Origin of the sequence: Streptomyces sp. NPDC052109 (assembly GCF_040680195.1) — a bacterium.
Lineage (GTDB): Bacteria > Actinomycetota > Actinomycetes > Streptomycetales > Streptomycetaceae > Streptomyces.
Genome location: NZ_JBFAWF010000004.1, coordinates 1 through 21,551 on the forward strand (window position 1 = coordinate 1; position 21,551 = coordinate 21,551).

At 73.2% G+C, this 21,551-nt stretch carries 18 protein-coding genes and 3 pseudogenes; 5 read left to right on the top strand and 16 right to left on the bottom strand.

Annotated features, from left to right (window positions below; genetic code table 11):
• Positions 1–95, top strand: a pseudogene (locus tag AB0L59_RS10940) (SAM-dependent methyltransferase); the annotation flags it as partial.
• A 41-nt stretch (positions 96–136) separates the two neighbouring features.
• Here the strand turns inward: AB0L59_RS10940 and AB0L59_RS10945 are convergent.
• The 8 genes from AB0L59_RS10945 to AB0L59_RS10980 all read right to left on the bottom strand — a co-directional run bounded on the left by AB0L59_RS10945 (position 137) and on the right by AB0L59_RS10980 (position 11,186).
• Complete coding sequence (locus tag AB0L59_RS10945; protein ID WP_365581642.1) at positions 137–2,638, bottom strand: SWIM zinc finger family protein; 2,502 nt, start codon at positions 2,636–2,638, stop codon at positions 137–139.
• On the bottom strand, positions 2,635–5,484 hold the full coding sequence (locus tag AB0L59_RS10950; protein WP_365581644.1) for an SNF2-related protein: 2,850 nt from the start codon (positions 5,482–5,484) through the stop codon (positions 2,635–2,637). Before AB0L59_RS10950 ends, AB0L59_RS10945 begins: the two co-directional genes overlap by 4 nt.
• Before the next feature lie 98 nt (positions 5,485–5,582).
• The gene (locus AB0L59_RS10955; RefSeq protein WP_365581646.1) at positions 5,583–6,164 is read right to left on the bottom strand and encodes a sugar kinase; all 582 of its coding nucleotides are present in this window, start codon (positions 6,162–6,164) and stop codon (positions 5,583–5,585) included.
• Positions 6,161–7,306, bottom strand: a complete 1,146-nt coding sequence (locus AB0L59_RS10960; RefSeq protein ID WP_365581647.1) for an ROK family glucokinase — start codon at positions 7,304–7,306, stop codon at positions 6,161–6,163. The genes AB0L59_RS10955 and AB0L59_RS10960 overlap by 4 nt, the downstream gene beginning before the upstream one ends.
• Before the next feature lie 119 nt (positions 7,307–7,425).
• Positions 7,426–8,217: an ATP-binding cassette domain-containing protein gene (locus AB0L59_RS10965; protein ID WP_365581649.1), complete on the bottom strand. Its 792-nt coding sequence runs from the start codon at positions 8,215–8,217 to the stop codon at positions 7,426–7,428.
• Complete coding sequence (locus AB0L59_RS10970) at positions 8,214–9,284, bottom strand: ABC transporter permease (protein ID WP_365581650.1); 1,071 nt, start codon at positions 9,282–9,284, stop codon at positions 8,214–8,216. Before AB0L59_RS10970 ends, AB0L59_RS10965 begins: the two co-directional genes overlap by 4 nt.
• The gene (locus AB0L59_RS10975) at positions 9,281–10,285 is read right to left on the bottom strand and encodes a sugar ABC transporter substrate-binding protein (protein WP_365581651.1); all 1,005 of its coding nucleotides are present in this window, start codon (positions 10,283–10,285) and stop codon (positions 9,281–9,283) included. The genes AB0L59_RS10970 and AB0L59_RS10975 overlap by 4 nt, the downstream gene beginning before the upstream one ends.
• Positions 10,286–10,448: 163 nt before the next feature.
• Positions 10,449–11,186: a GntR family transcriptional regulator gene (locus tag AB0L59_RS10980; protein WP_365582183.1), complete on the bottom strand. Its 738-nt coding sequence runs from the start codon at positions 11,184–11,186 to the stop codon at positions 10,449–10,451.
• Between the two features lie 130 nt (positions 11,187–11,316).
• On the opposite strand from AB0L59_RS10980, the gene AB0L59_RS10985 reads away from it, so the two are divergent.
• A complete protein-coding gene (locus AB0L59_RS10985; RefSeq protein WP_365581653.1) occupies positions 11,317–12,333 on the top strand; it encodes a Gfo/Idh/MocA family oxidoreductase in 1,017 nt (338 codons plus the stop codon).
• Between the two features lie 92 nt (positions 12,334–12,425).
• Here the strand turns inward: AB0L59_RS10985 and AB0L59_RS10990 are convergent.
• Positions 12,426–12,837: pseudogene (locus tag AB0L59_RS10990) on the bottom strand (transposase); the annotation flags it as partial.
• Between the two features lie 469 nt (positions 12,838–13,306).
• On the opposite strand from AB0L59_RS10990, the gene AB0L59_RS10995 reads away from it, so the two are divergent.
• Positions 13,307–13,459: a hypothetical protein gene (locus tag AB0L59_RS10995; RefSeq protein WP_365581654.1), complete on the top strand. Its 153-nt coding sequence runs from the start codon at positions 13,307–13,309 to the stop codon at positions 13,457–13,459.
• A gap of 140 nt (positions 13,460–13,599) precedes the next feature.
• On the opposite strand, the gene AB0L59_RS11000 is transcribed toward AB0L59_RS10995, so the two are convergent.
• From AB0L59_RS11000 to allB, 6 genes and pseudogenes are all read right to left on the bottom strand, one after another.
• Positions 13,600–13,995, bottom strand: a complete 396-nt coding sequence (locus AB0L59_RS11000; protein WP_365581656.1) for a ribonuclease domain-containing protein — start codon at positions 13,993–13,995, stop codon at positions 13,600–13,602.
• Positions 13,996–14,080: 85 nt separating this feature from the next.
• A complete protein-coding gene (locus AB0L59_RS11005) occupies positions 14,081–14,992 on the bottom strand; it encodes a DMT family transporter (protein WP_365581657.1) in 912 nt (303 codons plus the stop codon).
• A 126-nt stretch (positions 14,993–15,118) separates the two neighbouring features.
• Positions 15,119–15,744: pseudogene (locus tag AB0L59_RS11010) on the bottom strand (dihydrofolate reductase family protein).
• A gap of 102 nt (positions 15,745–15,846) precedes the next feature.
• A complete protein-coding gene (locus AB0L59_RS11015; RefSeq protein WP_365581658.1) occupies positions 15,847–16,662 on the bottom strand; it encodes an AIM24 family protein in 816 nt (271 codons plus the stop codon).
• 122 nt (positions 16,663–16,784) lie between these two features.
• Positions 16,785–17,915, bottom strand: a complete 1,131-nt coding sequence (alc, locus tag AB0L59_RS11020) for an allantoicase (protein ID WP_365581660.1) — start codon at positions 17,913–17,915, stop codon at positions 16,785–16,787.
• Positions 17,916–17,967: 52 nt separating this feature from the next.
• On the bottom strand, positions 17,968–19,305 hold the full coding sequence (gene allB, locus AB0L59_RS11025) for an allantoinase AllB (RefSeq protein WP_365581661.1): 1,338 nt from the start codon (positions 19,303–19,305) through the stop codon (positions 17,968–17,970).
• 273 nt (positions 19,306–19,578) lie between these two features.
• On the opposite strand from allB, the gene AB0L59_RS11030 reads away from it, so the two are divergent.
• Positions 19,579–20,373, top strand: coding sequence for an IclR family transcriptional regulator (locus tag AB0L59_RS11030; RefSeq protein WP_365581663.1), 795 nt, complete (start codon positions 19,579–19,581; stop codon positions 20,371–20,373).
• 105 nt (positions 20,374–20,478) lie between these two features.
• On the opposite strand, the gene AB0L59_RS11035 is transcribed toward AB0L59_RS11030, so the two are convergent.
• Positions 20,479–20,796, bottom strand: coding sequence for a DUF5955 family protein (locus AB0L59_RS11035; RefSeq protein WP_365581665.1), 318 nt, complete (start codon positions 20,794–20,796; stop codon positions 20,479–20,481).
• A 129-nt stretch (positions 20,797–20,925) separates the two neighbouring features.
• On the opposite strand from AB0L59_RS11035, the gene AB0L59_RS11040 reads away from it, so the two are divergent.
• Entirely contained in the window at positions 20,926–21,528 is a 603-nt protein-coding gene (locus tag AB0L59_RS11040) for a nucleotidyltransferase family protein (RefSeq protein WP_365581666.1), read from the top strand.
• Positions 21,529–21,551 lie beyond the last annotated feature (23 nt).

Genomic DNA, 21,551 nt, shown 5'->3' on the forward strand with positions numbered 1-21,551 from the left:
GGGTGGCCCGCGAGTACGCGGCGCGCAACATGCCGATGCGGCTGCGCACCGGCGACGAGGCCCACGAGTTCTTCGAGGACCTTCAGCTGGTGGAGGACAACCGCTGCCGGCACCGGCCTTCTCGCGTCGCGGACGGTCAGGCGTCGTCCAAGGTGCCCAGGCCGGTGAGCGCGCCCACCGGGTCCAGGTCGGGTGTGCCGCGGGGCCACCAGTCGTCCCGCTCCGGCTCCGACTCGTACGCGTACCACAGGCCGTCGCGGCCGAGGCGGAGCTGGACATGGCCGCGGGGGTGGGTCAGACGGTTGCGCCAGGGGCGGAACGCCGGGAGGTCGGCGGCGAGCAACGACGGACGGGCCCGGTCGAAGCGTCCGGCCGGCGGGTCCCACGCCTCCTCCAGAACGGCCAGCCCCGCGAGCCCGCCCTGGCGCCAGGCCGCGACGGCACGCGCGAGGTCTGCCGGGGTACGGCCGGTGGCCGCGGCGAGCGTGGCGTACAGGGTGCGGGTGGTGGCCGTGAGGCCGGAACCGGGGCGGGCGGCGGCGAGACGTACCGCGTCCTGCCACAGGGTCAACTCGCCCACCGGGTCGCGCGCGGTGCCGAGCAGCGCGTGGGCGCGAGCGGCGGCGTCGGTCGCCAGCTGGTCCAGTGCGAAGGGGTCCGGGCCGCCGGGCGCCGCCGGATACACCGGGGGCTGCTCGGGATGCGGCGGCACCGGCAACGGCGGGGGCAGCGGCGGGAGTCCGCGGGGGGCGAGGGCGTCGGCGGCGCGCACCCCGGGCAGCGACCCGGGCCCGCGGTCCTGGGCGGCGCGGGCCGCGCGGGCGGCGCTGCGCCGCGAGAGGGCGTCCAGCAGGTCCTTCTCGCCCCGGCCGCGCAGCAGGAGCAGCACGAACGGATCGGCGTCCAGCAGCCGTGCCGTCTGGTAGCAGAGCGCGGCCGCGTGCTTGCAGGGATGCCCGGAGTCGGGGCAGCTGCAGCGCGGCACCAGGTCGCCGGGGCCGGGCAGCAGGGGCACACCGCAGTCGGCGAGGGACTGGGGCAGTTCCTTGTCCAGCAGCGCGGCGATGTGTCCCGGCCGGTCGGCGGCGGCGTCCAGGAAGCGAGCCCAGTCCGCGTCCTCCAGCGTGCGGACCCGCACCTGCACGCGGTACGGGCGGGGGCGGCTCCCGCGCACGTACGCCAGCACGAGCCCCGGGGTCACCGTGATCGCGTCGACATGGCCCTGGTCGGCGTAGCCGCGGCCGCGCGCCAGCCGCTTGGGGTCCAGGGCACCCTGCTCCAGCGCACCGGTCCAGGCGTTGCCCCACCAGGTCGCCGCGAACGCCACGTCCCCGGCCTCCCGCGGCGGGAACGCCGGGAAGGTGCGGCGCAGTTCGGTGTCGCGGTGCGGGGTGGCCATGGTGGGCGGCACATGCGGGGACGCGGGGGCGGCGCTGCGCGGGCCGTCGCGGTGCGTGGTGCCGGGGCGCCGGGCGGGGGCGGGGGCGCCTGGATCAGGGGGCGTGTGCGGGGAAGCCGAACCTGCGGCGGGGATCGCTCCGCTCTCGGTGGGGGTGCCGGGGACGCAGGGGGCGGCGGGGCTGATGCGGGTGGCGGGCGGCCTGCGCGAGGACACCGGCTCCGCGGAGGTGCGGGCCGGGTCGACGGAGCCGGCGGTGTGCGGCCCTCGCGGGGACACCGGCTCGGTGGAGGCCTGATTCGGCCCGGCCGAAGTGGTGGCGGGCGGCCTGCGCAGGGACGCTGACCCCTCGGATGCGTGGTCCGGTCCGGCAGCGCTGGTGGCCTGCGGTGTGCGTGGGGACGCGACGGCAGGGCGTGGCCCGGCGCTGCCGTCGGTGTCGGCGCCGTCCGGGTTCGTCTCCTCCTCCGGGGCGTCCGACCATTCCGGCATCCGGAAGGCGGTGGCCAGGTAGCGCCGCATGTCCTGGGCCGCCTCGCTGCGGGCGGCCCGGGAGTCCGCGGGCGCGGTGCGCGGCGCTGTGGAGGCGGAGCCTCGGGGCCCGGACCGGGGGCGGGGCTGCGCGGCGCCGCGCGCCGCGGCCTCCTCCGCCTCGGCCTCGGCACGCAGCGCCTCGCGGCGGGCGGACCGGAGTGCCTCCCTGGCCACGTCGGCGGGGCGCCCCGCCGACCGTTCGGCACGGGAGGACTCGGAGGCTTCCGGGCCGTCCGCGCGGGCGGACCGCGGCACGCCCCGTCCACCCACACCGTCGGGCCGACGAGGCACGCCCCACTCATCCGCACGGGCGGGCCCGGGTACGTCCCGGCCGTCCGCCGCGCCGTCGGGCGGTGCCGTCGCGGCGGGCCCCGCTTCGGCGTCGGACGGCGACGAAGCGGCCGGAGTGTCGCCGGCGCCGGCACCGGCGGAGTCGCCGGTGCCGGCCGACGTGCCGTCGGCGTCCGGCCCGTCGGGCGCGGCCGACATGGCCGACCGGAGGGCGGCCCGCGCGGCGTCGGCAGGCCTCGGCCGGTCGGCGCCGGCCCGCTCGACCGCGTCCTCGGACGCCGCCGTCTCCCGCCAGGTCTCGTCCCACCCCGCTTCCGTCCGTTCGGCCCCGGCCCGTCCGGCCTCCGCCCGCTGCCGTGCCTCTCGCAGCGCCCGCCGGGCGGCGTCGCCGGGGCGCTGTTTCCCGCTCGTCACGACGGCCTCCGCAGCGAGACGAGGTCGGACAGCTCGCGGTCGGTCAGTTCGGTGAGCGCCGCCTCGCCGGAGCCGAGGATGGCGTCGGCCAGGGCGCGCTTGGCGGCGAGCATCTCGGCGATGCGGTCCTCGACCGTGCCCTCGGTGACCAGACGATGGACCTGGACGGGCTGGGTCTGGCCGATGCGGTACGCGCGGTCGGTGGCCTGTTCCTCCACCGCCGGGTTCCACCAGCGGTCGAAGTGGACGACATGGCCCGCGCGGGTGAGGTTCAGGCCGGTGCCGGCGGCCTTCAGGGAGAGCACCAGGACCGGGGTCTCGCCGTTCTGGAAGCGGTCGACCATGCGCTCGCGCTCCGGAACCGGGGTGCCGCCGTGCAGCAGGTCGACCGGGATCGCGCGGGCGGAGAGGTGGGCCGTGATCAGGCGGGCCATGCCGACGTACTGGGTGAAGACGAGCGCCGAGCCGTCCTCGGCGAGGAGAGTGTCCAACAGCTCGTCCAGCAGGGCGAGTTTGCCGGAGCGGGCGGCGAGCCGGTCGGCGTGTGCCTCCTCCTTGAGATACAGCGCCGGGTGGTCGCAGATCTGCTTCAGCGCACCCAGCAGCTTCAGGACCAGGCCGCGGCGGGCGATGCCCTCGGCCGTCTCGATGGCCAGCATCGACTCGCGCACCACCGCCTCGTACAGCGCGGCCTGCTCACGGGTGAGCGGCACCGGGTGGTCCGTCTCGGTCTTGGGCGGCAGCTCGGGGACGATGCCGGGGTCGGACTTCTTGCGACGCAGAAGGAACGGCCGAACCAGCCGGGCCAGGCGCGCCACCGCCTCCTCGTCCTCGCCGTTCTCCACCGCCCGCGCGTGCCGGGCCCGGAAGGACTTCAGGGGACCGAGGAGCCCGGGGGTGGTCCAGTCGAGCAGGGCCCACAGCTCGGAGAGGTTGTTCTCCACCGGGGTGCCGGTCAGCGCCACGCGCGCGGGGGCGGGGATGATGCGCAGCGCCTTGGCTGTGGCCGAGTAGGGGTTCTTCACATGCTGGGCCTCGTCGGCGACGACCATGCCCCAGGGTCGGTCGGCGAGCTGCGCGGCCGCCGAGCGCATCGTGCCGTACGTGGTGAGGACGAAGCCGTCCTGCAGGCCGTCCAGCGTGCGGTCCGGGCCGTGGAAGCGGCGAACGGGGACGCCGGGCGCGAAGCGGGTGATCTCCCGCTGCCAGTTGCCGAGCAGGGAGGCCGGGCAGACGACCAGGGTGGGCTCGGGGCGGGCGCGCCTGAGGTGCAGGGCGATGAGGGTGACGGTCTTGCCGAGGCCCATGTCGTCGGCGAGGCAGCCGCCGAGGCCGAGGGAGGTCATCAGGTCCAGCCAGGCGAGACCGCGCAGCTGGTAGTCGCGGAGGGTGGCGGCGAGACCCGGGGGCGGGTCCGCGGGGCGCGGGCCTGCGGTGAGGCGGTCACGGAGGGCGGCCAGCGCGCCGACAGGGACGGCCTCGACGGTCTCGCCGTCGACGTCGGCGGTGCCGGTGAGCGCCACGGACAGGGCGTCGACCGGGTCGAGCAGGCCCAGTTCGCGTTTGCGGGCCTTGCGCACCAGGGCCGGATCGACCAGCACCCAGCGGTCCCGGAGCCGTACGACCGGGCGGTGGGCCTCGGCGAGGGCGTCCATCTCGGCCTCGCTCAGCGCGTCCCCGCCGAGCGCCAACTGCCAGCGGAACTGGAGCAGTTCCTCGCTCTCGAAGAAGCCGGTGCCGTCGGTGGCCGAGCCGGGCGCCGGGCGGACCACCGCGGCGGCCGTGAGGTCGCGGGCGAGGTCCCGCGGCCAGTGCACGGCGACCCCGGCGGCGGCCAGCCGTGTGGCGCCGACGCCGAGCAGTTCCCCCAGCTCCTCCTCGGACAGGGCGAGCACATCGGGCACGTCCTGTTCGGCGAGCCGGTCCAGCGGCGGCCACACGCGGGCCGCGCGGCGCACGGCCAGGGCGGCGTCCACCCGCGCGCGGGGCCCGAACGCCGTGTCGGCCTCCCCCGCCCACAGGGCCGCCGCGTCGGCCACCAGGGTGGGGTCGGCGAGGCTGTGCACCTGCACGACGGCCGCTCCGGCCGCGCGGGCGCCGTCGCGCTCGCCGGCGTCGAAGACGTCGTAGGCGGACAGGTCCAGGCGCAGCGAGATCCGTACGCCCGCGTCCATCCCGGCGGCGACCTCGGCCGCCCACTCATGGGCCTGCCGCGGCAGCGCCACGGGCTCCCGGGCGGCGAAGGGCCGGCCGGAGGTGTACGGGGCGGCCGGGGTACGCGGCAGCGTGTCGGCGACCGCGTCCAGGAAGGAGCGGACCAGGGCCTCCGGCTCGGGCAGCCGGAGCGGGCCGGGGCCCGGCAGCGGCACGGCGTGGCCCTCCGGGGGAAGAGCGGCTGCCACCGCGCGCAGGTGGGCGATGTCGTCGGGCTCCAGCGGGCCGGCCCGCCAGGCGTCGTGACCGGCCGGGGTCAGTCCCGGCAGCAGACGGCCGCGGGCCACCAGCCGCAGCGCGTGCAGCGCGGCGGCGCCCCAGCAGGCCGTGGCGGGGTGGGCGGCCGGGTCGCGGCGGGCCCGGACGAGCAGCGGCAGCGCCTCGGCGAGCGGCAGGGTCAGCGCGGGCACCTGCCGTCGGCGCACACTCGCGCCATGCCGCCGTACGACGGTCAGCTCGCCGGTGTCGCCGGCGGCCGGCAGCGGGCCGCCGTCGGGGTCCCAGAAGGCGATGCGGCCCTCGCGCGGGAGGGGCGCCGGCAGGTACACGGACGCGAGGCGCACCGGGACCGGGGTCCCGTCCGGACCCGCATCCCCCGTGCGCTCGGCCACCGCAGCCGTGCCACCGCTCATCCGTCCTGTCACCTCCCGCCCGTGTGCCCGATCAGACGTCTTCGACTCTACGGACGGGGTCTGACAATCGGCCCCGACGGACCGGCCGGGGCCCGTGGTCACGGCACCGTGCGGGAGACGACGTAGACCATCGGGTAGTTCGGGTCGGACATGTTCACGATCACGTCCTGGGTGGGCGCCGGGTTCTTCTGCGCGTGGGTCAGTCCCCACCAGGGGCCGGGTCCGGTGAAACGCCAGCCGCTGACCTTCTGGTCGCGGGCGCTGATGGCGATGTCGTTCTTCTTCAGCTCGTCACTGCGTGCGCCCATGGTCTGCAGGAAGCTGTCCAGGCCGGCGGCGTTGGTGCGGAACTGCACGTAGAGGCGGCTCGTCTTCCAGTTGTTCGTCTCGTAGTAGGCGATGTGGTCGGCCGGGTGCGGGACGCTCACCTGGTAGAGGCGGCGCTGCACCTTCGACGGCCAGCCCGCGGTCAGGCCGGTCGCGGAGTACTTCGCCTCCTTGTCCTTGCCGCTGTTGCGGCTCTGGTTGGCGGAGATCACCAGGTAGCCGGCCGGGACGCCGATCAGCAGGACGATGATCAGCAGGGTGAGCGCGCGTCGCCTGGCCTTGTGCCGGGGGTTCTCGGCGGGGCGGGGCGGCTCGCCCGGCGAGGCGGTCTGGCGGGGCAGCGAGGCGGTCATGCGGTGTCCCGGTCGCGGCGGGCCTGGGTGTACCGCTCGTAGCGCTCGTACCGCTCCACCCGGCGGCGCTTGGCGCGGCGGAACCGGCGGGCGACCAGCCGGGCCAGGTCGGCGGCGCCGACCATGCCGGCCTCGGGGCCGAGCTGAGCGCGGGTGATGCGGGCCTCGGGGCGGTAGCCGCGGCCGGTGAGATGGCGTTTGAAGGCGTCCCGGGCGGGCCCGATGAGCAGGTCGTCGGCGGCCGAGACGCCCCCGCCGATGACGAAGCAGGACGGGTCGAGGGCGGCGGCGAGGTTGGCGATGCCGACGCCGAGCCACTGACCGATGTCCTGGAGCAGCTCCACGCACATCGCGTCGCCCTCGCGGGCCAGCTCGGTGATCATCGGGCCGGTGATCTCGTTGATGTTGCCCTTGACGTGCTCGATGATGCCGTAGGCGACCGGCGAGTCGGCGGCGGCCAGCTCCTTGGCCTCGCGGACGAGCGCGTTGCCGGAGCTGTACTGCTCCCAGCAGCCGCGGTTGCCGCACGGGCAGCGGTGGCCGCCGGGGACGACCTGCATATGGCCGAACTCGCCGGCGACGCCGTACTTGCCCCGCTTGACCTGGCCGTCCTCCAGGATGGCACCGCCGATGCCGGTGCCGAGGGTGATCATGACGAGGTGGTCCTCGCCGCGGCCGGCGCCGAAGCGCCACTCCGCCCAGGCGGCGGTGTTGGCGTCGTTGTCCACGAGGACCGGCACGGAGAGGCGGCCGCTGAGGCGGTCGCGCAGCGGTTCGTTGCGCCAGGACAGGTGGGGGGCGAACAGGACGCGGTTGCGGTCGGCGTCGACCCAGCCGGCCGCGCCGATGCCGACCGCGTGCACGTCGTGCCGGTCGGAGAGGTCCAGGACCAGTTCGACGATGGTGTCCTCGACGACCTTGGGGCTCTTGGACTTGTCCGGGGTCTCCGTGCGGAGCTTCTCCAGGATGTTGCCGTCGGCGTCCACGACGCCCGCCATGACCTTGGTGCCGCCGATGTCGATGCCGACGGTGGGGACACGGGGGGCCGTCAGATGTGACCGGCGTTCCCGGGTGCCCACGGTGCGCAGGACGGGTGCTCGGCGGGAGCCGATGGGGGCGGTGAGGTCGCGGTAGGTGCTCATCGTTCGTCGATTCTGCCTCACCACGGGTAGGGGTCGCGTACGGGACAGAGGAGGGAAGTGCGCGCGCCTTGCCGGGTGCTGTCGGCGCCGTGGCCTGTCGCGCGCTTCCCCGCGTCCCCTCAGGTGCGCCGCAGTTCGTGGACCAGAGCGTCCAGGTCGGAGCCGCCGGCCATCTGCTTGGTCAGCTCCTCCAGCGAGATCCCGGCCCGTGTGTGATTGCCCACCATCGTGCCGCGCCTCAACAGTACGAACCTGTCCCCCACCAGGTACGCGTGATGCGGGTTGTGGGTGATCAAGACAACGCCCAGGCCCGCGTCGCGTGCCGCAGCCACATATTTCAGGACGACACCGGACTGCTTCACGCCCAGTGCCGCCGTCGGCTCGTCCAGGACCAGGACCTTCGCGCCGAAGTGGACCGCGCGGGCGATCGCCACGCACTGGCGTTCGCCGCCGGAGAGGGTGCCGATGGGCTGGTCGACGTCCCGTAGGTCGATGCCCATGCGGAGCAGAGCCTCGCGGGTGGTGCGGCGCATCAGGTCGGTGTCCAGCCGCTTGAAGGGGCCGGCGCCCCTGCGGGGCTCGGAGCCCAGGAAGAAGTTGCGCCAGACCGGCATCAGCGGGACGACGGCCAGATCCTGGTAGACCGTGGCGATGCCCCGGTCCAGGGCCTCGCGCGGGGAGGCGAGGCGGGTCTCCTCGCCCTCGATGCGCAGGGTGCCGGCGTCGTGGCGGTGCAGGCCGGAGATCATCTTGATCAGGGTCGACTTGCCCGCGCCGTTGTCGCCGAGGACGCAGGTGATCTCGCCCGGGTGGACCTCCAGTGAGACGCCTTCCAGGGCGCGGACGTTGCCGTAGTGCTTGGCCACCTCGGTCAGTTCGACCAGCGGGGTGCGCTCGGTGCTGTCGGTCATGTCGTCGCCTCCGCGCGCTTCTTGACCCAGGTGTTGAGCAGGGTCGCGAGGAGCAGCATCGCTCCGAGGAAGAACTTGAACCAGTCGGGGTTCCACTCGGCGAAGACGATGCCCTTGCTGGTCATGCCGAAGAGGAGGGCGCCCACGGCGGAGCCGATCGCGCTGCCGTAGCCGCCGGTGATCAGGCAGCCGCCGATGACGGCCGCGATGATGTAGATCAGCTCGTTGCCGACGCCCTCGCCGGACTGGACGGCGTCGAAGGAGAAGAGCAGGTGCTGGCCGGAGATCCAGGCGCCGAAGGCCACGCCCATGTAGAGGCCGATCTTGGTCCTGGTGACCGGGACCCCGACCGCGCGGGCCGCTTCCTGGTTGCCGCCGACGGCGAAGATCCAGTTGCCGGCTCGGGTGCGCAGCAGGATCCAGGAGGCCAGGGCCACGAGGCCGAGCCACCACAGGATCGTGACCTTGAAACCGACCCCGCCGATCGTGAGCGTCGACGCGAACAGGGCGTGGGCGGAGGGAAAGCCCTCCATGTCCCCGACGGTCTTCGTCGACACCGTGCCGTCGATCAGCTTGGTGAAGCCCAGGTTCATGCCGGTCAGCATCAGGAAGGTGCCCAGTGTGACGATGAAGCTGGGCAGCCCGGTGCGGGTGAGCATGAAGCCGTTGAAGGCGCCGACGGCCAGGGTGACCAGGAGCGAGACCCCCACGCCGACCCAGGTGTTCGCGGTCATCTGGTAGCTGAACATCGAGGAGATCAGCGCGGAGGAGGTCACGAGGACGCCCGCCGAGAGGTCGAACTCGCCGCCGATCATCAGCAGGGCCACGGGTACGGCCATGATCCCGATGGTGGAGGAGGCGTACAGGACCGTGCTGAGGCTGGATGCGCGCAGGAACCCGTCGGCGGTGACGGCGAAGAAGACGAGGACGGCGAGCGCGCCGACCAGCGAGCCCAGCTCCGGCCGGGAGAGGAGCCTCTTCAGCGGAGAGGTCTGCAGAATCCTTTCATCAGCCACTGCGCCCGTCTCCCCCGCGGCTGTGCTCGTCCCGTCGGTGGCCGCGCTCATCGGGGGCCCCGCTCGGTGTACTCGGCCAGCGCGGAGGCCTGGTCCCTGGTGATGATCTGCGGGCCGGTCAGGACCGGCTTGCCGCCGCCGAGGACGTCGCCGTTGTACTTGTAGGCCCACAGCAGGTCGACCGCCTCGTAGCCCTGGAGGTACGGCTGCTGGTCCACGGCGAAGCCGAGGGTGCCGTTCTTCAGCTCGGCGGCGACCTGGGCGTTGAGGTCGAAGGTGTCGATCTCGGCCTTGCTGCCGGCGTCCGCCCTGGCCTTCACGGCGGTGTCGGCGTAGGGCGCGCCGAGGGTGACGACGGAATCGATGGAGCCGTCGGCCTGCAGCTTGGCCTCGATGGCGGACTGGACGTCCGGCATGTCGGTGCCGTTGACGTAGAGCTTCTGCAGGGTGCCGTGGAAGGTCTTGGCGACGCCGTCGCAGCGCTGCTCGTGGCCGACGTTGCCCTGCTCGTGCAGCACGCACAGGGCCTTCTTCCTCCCGCGCTTGTTCAGCGCGTCGCCCACGGCCTCGCCGGCGATGGTCTCGTCCTGGCCGATGTGGGTGAGGGCGCCGAAGGCCTTGGACTCCTCGGAGCCGGAGTTCACCGTGATCACCGGGATGCCGGCCTTCTCGGCCCGGGCCACGGCGGCCTTCATGGCGTCCGGCTTGGCGAGGGTGACGATGATGCCGTCGACCTTCTTGTCGACCGCCGCGTCCACCAGCTGCGCCTGCTGCTGGGCCTCGTCGTCGTGCGAGTACAGGAAGTTGATGTTGTCCTTGACGGCGGCCTGCTTGGCGCCGCTCTGCACGATGTCCCAGAAGGTGTCGCCGTCCCCCGAGTGGGTGATCATCGCAAAGGTCCAGCGGGGGGTGTTCACCGCCGCCCTCCCCTGAGCCGCGGCGGCCTTGCGGGCGTCCTCGGCCCGCTTGCCTCCGGTGCTGCTGCACGCCCCCAGGGACAGCGAAAGTGCCCCTGTCAGCGCGACGACTGCCCAGGTCCGAAACCGTGCCACGAGGCGGTGCCCCTTCTTGCTGTGTCCGTACGTACCGAAGGGGCCGGTGATCAGCTCAGCGGCCCCAAATGCTCCAGTATCGAACACGGGTCACACTCATGACACAGCCGGGGGCGCCCACGCGTCCGATTGTCCGGACATTGTGACGAACCCGGGTCGCCGGTCAGGGCCGGACGAGCAGCTGGAACTCGAAGGAGTAGCGCGTCGGACGGTAGGTGTGGTCGCCGAACTCGACCGCGCGGCCCGTGTCGTCGAAGGTGGTGCGCTGCATGGTGAGCAGCGGGGCACCCTCGGCCTCGGTGAGCCGCTCGGCCTCCGCGGCCGTTGCGCCGCGGGCGCCGATGGACTGGCGGGCGCTGTGCAGGGTGATCCCGGCGGAGCGCATCAGCCGGTACAGGCCGGTGGCCTCCAGCTGGTCGGTGTCCAGGTCGAGCAGGCCCGTCGGGAGATGGTTGATCAGGTACGCCATCGGCTCGCCGTGGGCGAGGCGCAGCCGCTCGATGCGGTGCACGTCGCCGCCCTCGGGGACGCCGAGCGCGGCGGCGACGGCGGCGGAGGCCGGGAGGACGGTGTTGACCAGGACCTTGGTCGCGGGGCGCTGGCCGGCCGCCTCCAGGTCGTCGTAGAGGCTGCTCAACTCCAGGGGGCGCTTGACCTGGCTGTGCACCACCTGCGTGCCGACACCGCGACGGCGCACGAGAAGCCCTTTGTCGACGAGCGACTGGATGGCCTGCCGGACCGTCGGGCGGGACAGCCCGAGGCGCGCGGCCAGCTCGATCTCGTTGCCCAGCAGACTGCCCGGGGTGAGGGTGCCGTGCTCGATGGCGGCCTCCAGCTGCTGGGAGAGCTGGAAGTACAACGGGACCGGGGAACTACGGTCCACGCGCAGGTCGAGCGACACGGTCGGGTCCACATCTGGTTTCGGCACGGGCTCGAGAGTAGCCCTGTGATCGGTTGACGGGAAGTTGTGTAGTCCGGTTGTCCGGACATGCGCATTGACAGCACACGGGCTTCGCCCTCACTTTGTTTCCATGCGCATCGGGGTCATCGGTACGGGCCGCATCGGCACCCTTCACGCGAGAACACTCAGCCGCCACCGCGAGGTCGGATCGCTGATCCTGACGGACGCGGATCCGGCGCGGGCGCAGGGCCTGGCACAGCGGCTGGGCGAGACGGCGGCGCCGGGGGTGGACGAGATCTTCAAGTGGGGCGTGGACGCGGTGGTGATCACCACGGCGACGCCGGCCCACGCCGAACTGATCGGGCGGGCGGCCCGCTCGGGACTGCCCGTCTTCTGCGAGAAGCCGATCGCCCTGGACCTGCCGGGCACCCTGCAGGCGCTCGCCGAGGTGGAGACGGCCGGAACGATCCTGCAGATGGGGTTCCAGCGGCGCTTCGACGCGGGGTACGCCGGCGCCCGGGAGGCCGTCCGCTCGGGGCGGCTCGGCCGGCTGCACACCGTCCGCGCGTTGACCTGCGACCAGTCCCCTCCCCCGGCCGAGTGGCTGCCGCTGTCCGGCGGGCTGTTCCGGGACGCGCTGATCCACGACTTCGACGTGCTGCGGTGGGTGACGGACCGTCAGGTCGCCGTCGTCTACGCCACCGGCTCCGACGCCGGGCCCGCGATGTTCCGCGAGGCCGGCGACGTCGGCACCGGCGCGGCGCTGCTCACGCTGGACGACGGCACGCTCGCCACGGCCACGGCCACCCGGCTGAACGGCGCCGGGTACGACGTGCGCATGGAACTGGCCGGCGAGCGGGACACGGTCGTGGTGGGGCTGGACGACCGTACGCCGCTCGCGTCCACCGAGCCGACCGGGCCACCGCCCGCGGACAAGCCGTGGCCCGGCTTCCTGGAGCGGTTCGGGCCCGCGTACGAGGCCGAGCTGAACGCCTTCGTGGACGTGGTCCGCGGTGAGCGGCCCAATCCGTGCGACGGCCACGAGGCCCTGCAGGCCCTGCGGGTGGCCGAGGCCTGCGAGGTCTCCCGGCGCGAGCGGCGCCCGGTGGCCCTCGCCGAGATCCCCGACCACACACGGACGCCGTGACCCGGACCGGAAGGGCTGCCGTACGGCGGGCCGGCACGGCCGGGGCGCGGCGGGTGGCCCGGCGCCGCCGGGGCGGGGCAGGCGGCGTGGCGGTCGACGATCAGGTGGTACGCGGAGCCGGGACGGGACCGGTCGACGGGCGGAGGGCCGACGTGGTCCCCGTTCGAGGGCCCGGACGTGCGAACCGCCCACGGCGCAGTCGTCCAGGTCCAGCAGGCCGTGCGCGGCGCAACTCGGTCAGCAGGGCGGCGTGCAGGCGGGACCGGAGGCCGGCCTCGGCCCAGTCCCGCAGCCGGCGCCCGGCCGTCCCCGCGGAGCGGCCCACGACCTCACTCGGCACGTCGCGCCAGGCCACGCCCTCGCGCAGGACGCAGACGACGCCGGCCAGGGCGACCCGGTCCGGTACCGGGAGCCGTCCGGGACGGCGGTGTCGCCCGCGCGGGCCGCCAGCAACAGCGGGGCTATCCGATCCCACAGCTCGTCGGGGACGAGGTTCGCGATCAGGAGGCTGAAGCTTGCCGGAGAACCCGGTTGAGCACTCCGAGCCGCCTCGACATACTCCGCCGATGACCAACACCAAGGCCGAAGCGGCTGAGCAGAGTTGGGACGGACCCTGGTACCGCGTCCCGGCCGGGCCCCCGTGCGCGTGACGTGTTCGCCGCGCTCACCTGAGCCGCACTCGCCGCCGGCGCACCGCACCGACGCGACCGGGCCGAACGCCCCCTCGAACTCCTCCCGGCCGGCTGCGATCCGCTGTGCGGGCGGTGAGCCGCCCGACCCCCGGATGGCTTCTCCGGTGAGCGCCGTGGTGGATGTCGATCTAGCCTCCGAATGAGCGCCGAGTGGCTCTTTCGGTGGTGCGCTCTACTCAGTCCGAGGAGGACAAATGCGCAAGATACCCAGTGCCGCCGCGGCGGTCGCCCTCATCGCCGACGCCAGTTCCACGGGCACCGGCCCCGCCACCGCCTAGGTCATGGGCGGGCACGGCGGATACGAGTCACACGACCTCGACTCCGACATTCTCGGCGAGGTCGGCCTCATCAACGGACTGGCCGCAGCCCTGGCGAACGGCGAGGGCAGTCCAGGTGGGCAGCACACCGACACCGGTTCCGACTGCGGCCGCTAGCCGCGTCACGCAGCCCACCGAACGGGATCCAGGCGCCGGGCCGTAGGCCCTGCGTCCGCCGGCTCCCGGTCACCGCATGTGTGTGTCTCTGAGTGGATGTCAAAGGCCCCGGGCCGTACACCGGTCCGGGGCCTTTGACGTCAGCAGCCGAAGTCGATCAGGTCGAACGTGGCGTAGTGGTCGGAGGTGTAGTAGTCCTCCTGGTCCGCCTCACCGGTGACGATGCGCCGGGCACCACGCGTGGAGGAGCCCGGGGTGATCACCGTGTACTCGTGGTAGTAGCCGGAGGACTCGCGGGGCAGGACGCCTTCGCGGTTGGAGAAGACGGTGCCGTCCTGCGAGTACGGGTAAGGACCGCCCTGGGCGATCAGGTCCAGGGTGTCGTAGGCCTGCGACGGCAGGTCGCCGTAGCAGATGCTGCCGACCGACGAGGCCGCGGCGTCCGCCGTGGTGGCGGAGACGGTGCCACCCACGAGGAGGGCGGACAGGAGCGCCGCTGCGGCGCCGATGCGAGATGCGCGTGGGGGGAATCTCATGCAGTCATGATGACGCGCGTAGACGTTGGCATGTCAACGACAAGATTGAAGATTTTCCCATCAAGTCCGATGAGTTCTCGAGGAGTTAACCTGCCGCCCTGCGCCCCCACGCGGTCCCCACAAGCACCAGGGCACCGCCCGCGAGACCGAGCGCGCCGAGCCGGTCACCGCCGAGGGCGATACCGGCCGCGGCGGCCCACAGCGGCTCGGTGCCGAGCAGCAGACCGACCCGGGACGGGGAGGTACGGCGGACCGCCCACATCTGCACGAAGAAGGCGAACACCGTGCACAGGGCCGACAGGAACAGCAGCCCCGCCCAGTCCCGCACGCCGAAGCCCGCCGCGACCGCCCAGGGCGCGGGCCCGCCGGAGAGGCCCGACAGGAGGGCGAAGACGGCGACGGACGCGCCCAGCTGAACCGTGGTCAGCGGGAGCGCGCCGGCGCCCCCCACGGCCCTGATCCGCGACATGGCGAGCACGTGCGCGGTACGGGCGAGGGCGGCCAGCAGCATCAGCAGGTCACCGGTGCCCGGCCGGGTGAAGCCGCCGCCCTGGGTGAGCAGGACGACGCCGAGCACCGACAACAGCGCCGCGCCGAGGAAGGCCGCAGTGGGCCGGGTGCGGGTGACGGCGGCCTCGGCGAGCGGGGTGAAGACCATGGTGAGGCTGATGATCAGGCCCGCGTTGGTCGCCGAGGTGTGCACCACCCCGTACGTCTCCAGCAGGAAGATCCCGCTGAGGATCAGCCCCAGCAGGGCCGCGCCGCGCCACTGGGCACCGCTGAGCGCGCGCAGCGCACGACGGCCGGTGACGGCCAGGACGGGCACGGCGAGCGCGAACCGCAGCACGAGCACGGCGAGCACCGTACGAGCGGTGGTGATGTCCTTCGCCGCCAGGTAGCTGGCGCCCCAGCAGACGGCGACGAGCAGCACGGGCAGGTCGGTGTGCCAGGCGCGGCGGGACAGGGCGGCAGCGCCCGGTACGGCGATCGACGACATGGTGGCGGCTCTCGGTCTCCGAAGGGGTGCGCAGACGGCGGCCGGCTCGCACGGGGCGCGATCACCGTACCGGCGACGACGATCTTCGACCACTGGATTCCGGGCGCGGATCGGGCCGGGTGCGGATCAGGCGTCGTCGGTGAGTTCGTACGACCCGTACTCCGGGCTGCCCGCCAGGTCGTAGGACTGGACGGAGACTCCCGTGCCCGTGACGCGGCCTCCGGTGTGCCGGAAGGGGGTGGGGCGCGTGCCGTCGGTGAGCAGGCGGCGGCCGGCGCCGCGGACGACCGGGAAGGTCAGCAGATGCAGGGTGTCGAGGAGCCGGAGATCGATCAGGGAGCGGACCAGGACGCCGCTGCCGTGGACCTGGAGTTCGCCGTCCGTGCGCTCCTTCAGGGCCGCACCTCCTTGGCGAGGTCGCCGCCGATCACGGTGGTGCCGGACCACTCGGGCGAACGGAGCGTGGCGGAGACGACGTGTTTCGGCAGTGCGTTGAACTTGGCGGCGACGGGGTCGGCGGGGTCGGTCACCTTCGGCCAGTGGGAAGCGAAGATCTCGTACGTACGGCGGCCGAACAGGAAGGCGCCGGCCCGGTCGAGGACCTCGGTGACGAAGCGCCCGAAGTCGTCGTCGCCGTACGGGAAGCTCCAGCCGCCGTGGGTGAAGCCGGCGCCGGGGTCCTCCCAGGGGCCGCCGGGCGCCTGGTACACGCCGTCGAGGGTGACGAAGAGGGTGGAGACGAGCTTGCCCATGGGGGTGCCTTCCTACGGGTGCGGGGTCCGTGTCACCAGCTCGGGCCCCGCACGCACCCGCAACTCATCGGTGCGCGCCGCCTGCCCCGGAGAAACCCCGACTCAGCCGGCGTGGGTCGAGAACAGTCCGCCGGTCGGGCCCTGCTTGTCGCCGCCCTGGGCCTTCTTCAGGGCGTTGGCGAGGCTCTCGATGGTGAGGGACTGCAGGATCACCCGGCCGTTGCCCTCCAGGGTGGCCAGGGACAGGCCCTCGCCGCCGAACACGGCGTTCATGATCCCCTGGCGGTTGAGGCCGCCGACGCGCTGCACGCCGTACTGGATGCCCTCCTCGAAGGCGACCACACAGCCGGTGTCCACCTCGATGCGCCCGCCGAAGTCCGCGGGGTTGAGGTCGATGAAGTTGCCCGCGCCGGCGATGATCACCGTGCCGTACCCGGTGAACTTCTCCAGGATGAAGCCCTCGCCGCCGCTCATGCCCGTGCGGCCGCCGGCGAAGGCGATGCCGAACTCGACGGTGGACTCGGCCGCCACGAAGGCGTCCTTCTCGGCGAACCACGCGCGCGTGCCGTCCAGTTCCAGGGCCCGCATCTCGCCGGGGAGGACACCGGCGAAGCCGACCGTGCCCTGGCCGCCCTGGGAGGTGAAGTACTGGAACGCCAGGGACTCGCCCGCGAGCATGCGCTGGCCCACCTGCATGGCGGTGCCCATGGCCTGGCGCAGCAGGCCGCCCATGCCGCCCCCGCCGCCCTGGCCCTGCTGTCCGCCGTTTCCGGACGGACCGGACAGGCGCGTCTCCATGGTCACGTTCGTCGTCTTGAACAGGAACTTTCCGGCTTCGCAGTACACGGTCTGCCCGGGCTGCAGGTTGACGACCGCCATCTGCATGGCGTTGCCGACGATCTCTTGCTGAAGGGTCACGCGGGAAGAACGCGGGAGACGGACCGTTAAGTTCCAGGGGGCCGGAAACGGGTCCTCGCGGGTGACGCGTGGGGCGCCCCGGTGCTGTCCGGGCCGGGGCGCCCCACGCGGGCACGGGTGGGTCAGCCGCCCAGTTCCTGGTGCCGGGCGGCGAGACCCGCCGCGCCCTGCTCGGTCAGGGAGCCGTGCAGGCGCAGGCGGGAGATGCCGCCGTCGGGGAAGATGTCGATCCGAGCGTGGGTGCCGACGACCGGGGTGTCGAGCACGAAGCGGTGGTCGGTGTCGGGCTGCAGGCGGGTGCGCGGCAGGATCTCGGTCCACTCGCCGCTCTCGCCGTCCTTGACGGAGACCGAGGCCCAGCCGGCGCTGTTGCCCTTCAGGTAGGCGGTGTCGATCTCGACCGCCCGGATCCGGGACTGCGCCACCAGCCGGTAGCGGATCCAGTCGTTGCCCTGGTCACGGCGGCGGCGGGTCTCCCAGCCGTCGTCCATCTTGCGGGAGCGGCCCGGCTGGATGGTGTTGGTGGCCGGTGAGTAGAAGAGGTTGGAGGCGTCCTCGACCCGGCCGCCGTTCTCCAGGGCGACCACGTCGAAGGTGCCGAGCACCGCGAGCCACTCGGGGTCGGGGACGACCTCGCCGTGGACGCGCAGCCGGGCGATGCCGCCGTCGGGGTGCTGGTTGACGCGCAGATGGGTGAAGCGCTGCTCGGCGGTGACCTCGAAGCCGTTCGCGGCGTGGCCGCCGACGGCGGTGCGCGGGACGATCGTCGTCCACTTCACGTGGTCGCCCAGCAACTCCTCCGGGGACGGCGAGCCGGGTACGGACGTGCCCTCGACGGACACCGCCTGCGGGTAGTTGCCGCGGAAGTGGGCGGTGTCGACGACGATTCCGCGGATCACCCCGGGCGCCCCGAGCCGGACCAGCGCCCAGTCGTGGTCCTCGGCGGTCGGCCAGGGGTGCTCGGCGGACACTCCGCGTCGGCGGCGGGTCTCCCAGCCGTCCATGATCTTGCCCTTGTGCCCGAAGTGCTCGGGGTCGAACTCGGCCGGCTCGGGCACCAGCAGGTTCTCGCGCTGGGCGAAGAACTCGTCGTTGGCCGCGATGACACCGGCGCCGAGCCGGCGGTCGGCGAGGTTGGCGTACTGGGTGAAGGGGAAGTCGGCGGTGCGGTAGTCCGCGTACGGGTCGCCGCCTCCGTAGGGGTTCGCGTCGCCGGTGAAGCTGGCCAAACTCGATTGATGCAGCGCCGTCACGGTGATCAGAGGGTCCTTTCCGGAGTCGGCCGGTTGCGGGTGCGGGGGTGGCTCACTGGGGGCGGGCGAGCAGCGTGCCCTTCGGCTCGGTGAACTCGCCGTCGCGGACGATGGGTTCGCCGCGCAGCCAGGTGGACTTCACGACGCCGTACAGGGTCTTGCCGGCGTACGCGGTGACCCGGTTGCGGTGCTGGAGGCCGGCCGGGTCGACGGTGAAGGTCTCGTCGGGGGCGAGCACGGCGAAGTCGGCGTCCCGGCCGGCCTCGATGGCGCCCTTCCGGTCCAGTCCCACGAGGGCGGCGGTCCGCGCGGACATCCAGCGCACGACGTCCTCCAGGCGGTGGCCACGCGCGCGTGCCTCGGTCCATACGGCGGACAGGCTGAGCTGGAGGCCGGAGATGCCGCCCCAGGCGGTGGCGAAGTCGGCGGTCTTGAGGTCGGCGGTCGAGGGCGAGTGGTCGGTGACGACGCAGTCGATGGTGCCGTCGGCCAGCGCCTCCCACAGCAGGTCCTGGTTGGCGGCCTCACGGATGGGCGGACAGCACTTGAACTCGCTGGCTCCGTCCGGGACTTCCTCCGCGATGAGCGTCAGGTAGTGCGGGCAGGTCTCCACGGTGATCCGCACGCCCTCGGCGCGGGCCGCGCGGATCAGCGGCAGCGCGTCGCTGGAGGACAGGTGCAGCACGTGCACGCGCGCGTTCAGCCGCCTGGCGTGCGCGATCAGGTTCGCGATGGCGGTGTCCTCGGCGTCGCGCGGGCGTGAGGCGAGGAAGTCGGCGTACCTGGGGCCGCCCTGCTGCGGGGCGGCGGCGAGGTGGTGCGGGTCCTCGGCGTGCACGATCAGCAGGCCGCCGAAGCCGGAGATCTCCGCCAGGGACTGGGCGAGCTGCTCCTGGTCGAGATGCGGGAACTCGTCCACGCCGGACGGCGACAGGAACGCCTTGAAACCGAAGACGCCGGCGTCATGCAGCGGGCGGAGGTCCTTGACGTTGGCCGGCAGGGCGCCGCCCCAGAAGCCGACGTCGATGTGCGCCTTGTCGGCGGCCACCGCCCGCTTCACCCGCAGGTTCTCGACGGTCGTGGTCGGCGGCAGGGAGTTGAGCGGCATGTCGATCAGCGTGGTGATGCCGCCGGCCGCCGCCGCGCGGGTGGCGGTCCAGAACCCCTCCCACTCGGTGCGGCCCGGGTCGTTGACGTGCACGTGGGTGTCGACCAGGCCGGGCAGCAGGACGTGGTCGCCGAGGTCCTCGAGCCGCGCGCCGGCCGGGATCCCGGCGTCGTACGGCAGCACGGCCGTGATCGTCCCGGCGGACACGGTGACCGTGGCGGCCCGCGTCCCCTCCGGAGTGATGACGCGCGTCGAGCGCAGGACCAGTTCAGCGTCGGACACCCGAACCCCTCTCTGTACCGCCGTTTTACGCCGCGGAAACGGGATTTACACCCACGTAACGGATTTCAACGTTCTGTTGAAGGAGTCTTCACGCCCACTTCCCCGCCGTCAAGAGGCACACTTCTGGGCGGGACACTCCGCGCATACACTCTGGACGTTTCCACAGAGCGGAATTAGAATTCCAGCCAGCAGAACGTAGCTACGTACAAGCAGGGAGTCAACCGGCTGCCGGGTAGGCTTCTGCCCTCCTGCCAGCCCCGAAAGGAACGCGCCGTGCCGACGTCCAGCGCCAGCACCACCGACGCCGCCAAGTCCTCCAACGGAGGTGGCGTCCAGTCCCTGGAGCGCGCCTTCGACCTGCTCGAGCGGATGGCGGACGCGGGCGGCGAGGTCGGCCTGAGCGAGCTCTCCGCGACCAGCGGGCTGCCGCTGCCGACCATCCACCGGCTGATGCGCACCCTCGTCGCCTGCGGGTACGTCCGCCAGCAGCCGAACCGGCGGTACGCGCTCGGTCCCCGGCTGATCCGGCTCGGCGAGTCGGCGTCCCGGCTGCTCGGCACGTGGGCGCGGCCGTATCTCGCGCGCCTGGTCGAGGAGACCGGCGAGACCGCGAACATGGCGCTGCTGGACGGCGACGAGATCGTGTACGTGGCCCAGGTGCCGTCGAAGCACTCGATGCGGATGTTCACCGAGGTGGGCCGACGGGTGCTGCCGCACTCGACCGGAGTGGGCAAGGCGCTGCTGGCGGGCGTTCCCGACGACGAGGTCCGTGCGCTGCTGGCCCGGACGGGCATGCCGGCCGCGACGGAGAAGACCATCACCACGCCGGAGGGGTTCCTCGCAGCGCTGGCGGACGTGCGGCAGCTGGGATACGCCGTGGACGACAACGAGCAGGAGATAGGAGTGCGGTGCCTGGCGGTGTCCGTGCCGGAGTCTCCGACGGCCGCGGCGATCTCCATCTCCGGGCCCGCCGGGCGGGTGACGGAAGCGGCCACCGAGAAGATCGTGCCGGTGCTGCAGCAGATCGCCCTTGAGCTGTCTCAGGCGCTGGCCAGTTCCGGCGCCTGACGGGGCTCCTTCGGCGCGTGGGCGACCGCCGGAGCTTCGCGGTCGCTCGCGCCCACCCGGCGAAGCGGCATGCCGGCACAGCCCCGCACGCCCGGGTGGGCACACTCACCCCCGCTGCATCGGATCCCCGAAGAGGTCAACCGCCTCCCGGACCTCCCGCAAACCCCCGGCCAGGGCACTCACCGAGCCGATCGCGCCCGCGATCAGCAACAGGGAGCTACGCAGGCGCGGGATCTCCGGCGCGCCGCCCACGGCCATCGCCGCCAGCGTCGCCAGTTCGTCCTCGGCTATGGCGCGGTCGGGGAAGTCGGACGGGAGAGCGGCGAGTTCGCGGCGCAGCCGGGACACCGCGGTCCGCAGTTCCGCCACTCTCGGGTCCTCGTCGCTGCCGGTCACTGGCCTCTGCCCCAAGCTCCGCAACACAGCCCTCCCCCTCACACGCCGTCGTGCGCGGGCCAGTAAACGCCACGGCGTCCGGGAGCGCCACAGCGCGGGCCGAAATTCAGCCCAAGGAAACCGGCCGCCTCCGTCCCCATCAGGTATGCAGGACGCATGACGGACAACCATCGCGCGGAGGTCGCCGGACTGCTGCTCGCCGCCGGCGGGGGCAGGAGGCTCGGCGGGCGCCCCAAGGCGCTGCTGGAGCACCGGGGGCGCCTCCTGGTCGAGCACGCGGTCGGGGTGCTGCGCGCGGCGGGGTGCGCGCGGATCCACGTCGTGCTGGGCGCCGGCGCCGAGGACGTGCGGGCGCGCGCCGACCTGAGCGGCTGTGTGCTCGTGGACAACCCCGGCTGGGCCGAGGGCATGGGCTCCTCGCTGCGGGCCGGACTGGACTCGCTGGCCGGCACGGGGGCGCGGGCGGCCCTGGTGAGCCTCGTCGACCAGCCGGGGATCGGACCGGCGGCCGCGGCGCGGGTGCTCGGCGCCTACGAGGACGAGAAATCGCTGGTCTCGGCCGCCTACGACGGCACGCGCGGCCATCCGGTGCTCTTCGGCGCGGCCCACTGGCCGGGGATCGCGGCCACGGCCACCGGGGACCGCGGGGCCCGCGCCTATCTGAAGGAGCACGCGGCGGGCGTGCGGCTCGTGGAGTGCGCGGACGTGGCCGAGCCGTACGACATCGACACCGAGGCCGACCTGCGCCACCTTGAGTGAAGGAGGTGGCACTGGGAGCCACC

Bases quoted from the DNA above. Each gene is read 5' to 3' on its own strand.
- AB0L59_RS10960 (WP_365581647.1), bottom strand. From the start codon at position 7,306: ATGAGCACCTACCGCGACCTCACCGCCCCCATCGGCTCCCGCCGAGCA.
- AB0L59_RS10965 (WP_365581649.1), bottom strand. From the start codon at position 8,217: ATGACCGACAGCACCGAGCGCACCCCGCTGGTCGAACTGACCGAGGTG.
- AB0L59_RS11040 (WP_365581666.1), top strand. From the start codon at position 20,926: ATGACGGACAACCATCGCGCGGAGGTCGCCGGACTGCTGCTCGCCGCC.
- AB0L59_RS10985 (WP_365581653.1), top strand. From the start codon at position 11,317: ATGCGCATCGGGGTCATCGGTACGGGCCGCATCGGCACCCTTCACGCG.
- AB0L59_RS10950 (WP_365581644.1), bottom strand. From the start codon at position 5,484: ATGAGCGGTGGCACGGCTGCGGTGGCCGAGCGCACGGGGGATGCGGGT.
- AB0L59_RS10995 (WP_365581654.1), top strand. From the start codon at position 13,307: ATGGGCGGGCACGGCGGATACGAGTCACACGACCTCGACTCCGACATT.
- AB0L59_RS11000 (WP_365581656.1), bottom strand. From the start codon at position 13,995: ATGAGATTCCCCCCACGCGCATCTCGCATCGGCGCCGCAGCGGCGCTC.
- AB0L59_RS10955 (WP_365581646.1), bottom strand. From the start codon at position 6,164: ATGACCGCCTCGCTGCCCCGCCAGACCGCCTCGCCGGGCGAGCCGCCC.
- AB0L59_RS11005 (WP_365581657.1), bottom strand. From the start codon at position 14,992: ATGTCGTCGATCGCCGTACCGGGCGCTGCCGCCCTGTCCCGCCGCGCC.
- AB0L59_RS10970 (WP_365581650.1), bottom strand. From the start codon at position 9,284: ATGAGCGCGGCCACCGACGGGACGAGCACAGCCGCGGGGGAGACGGGC.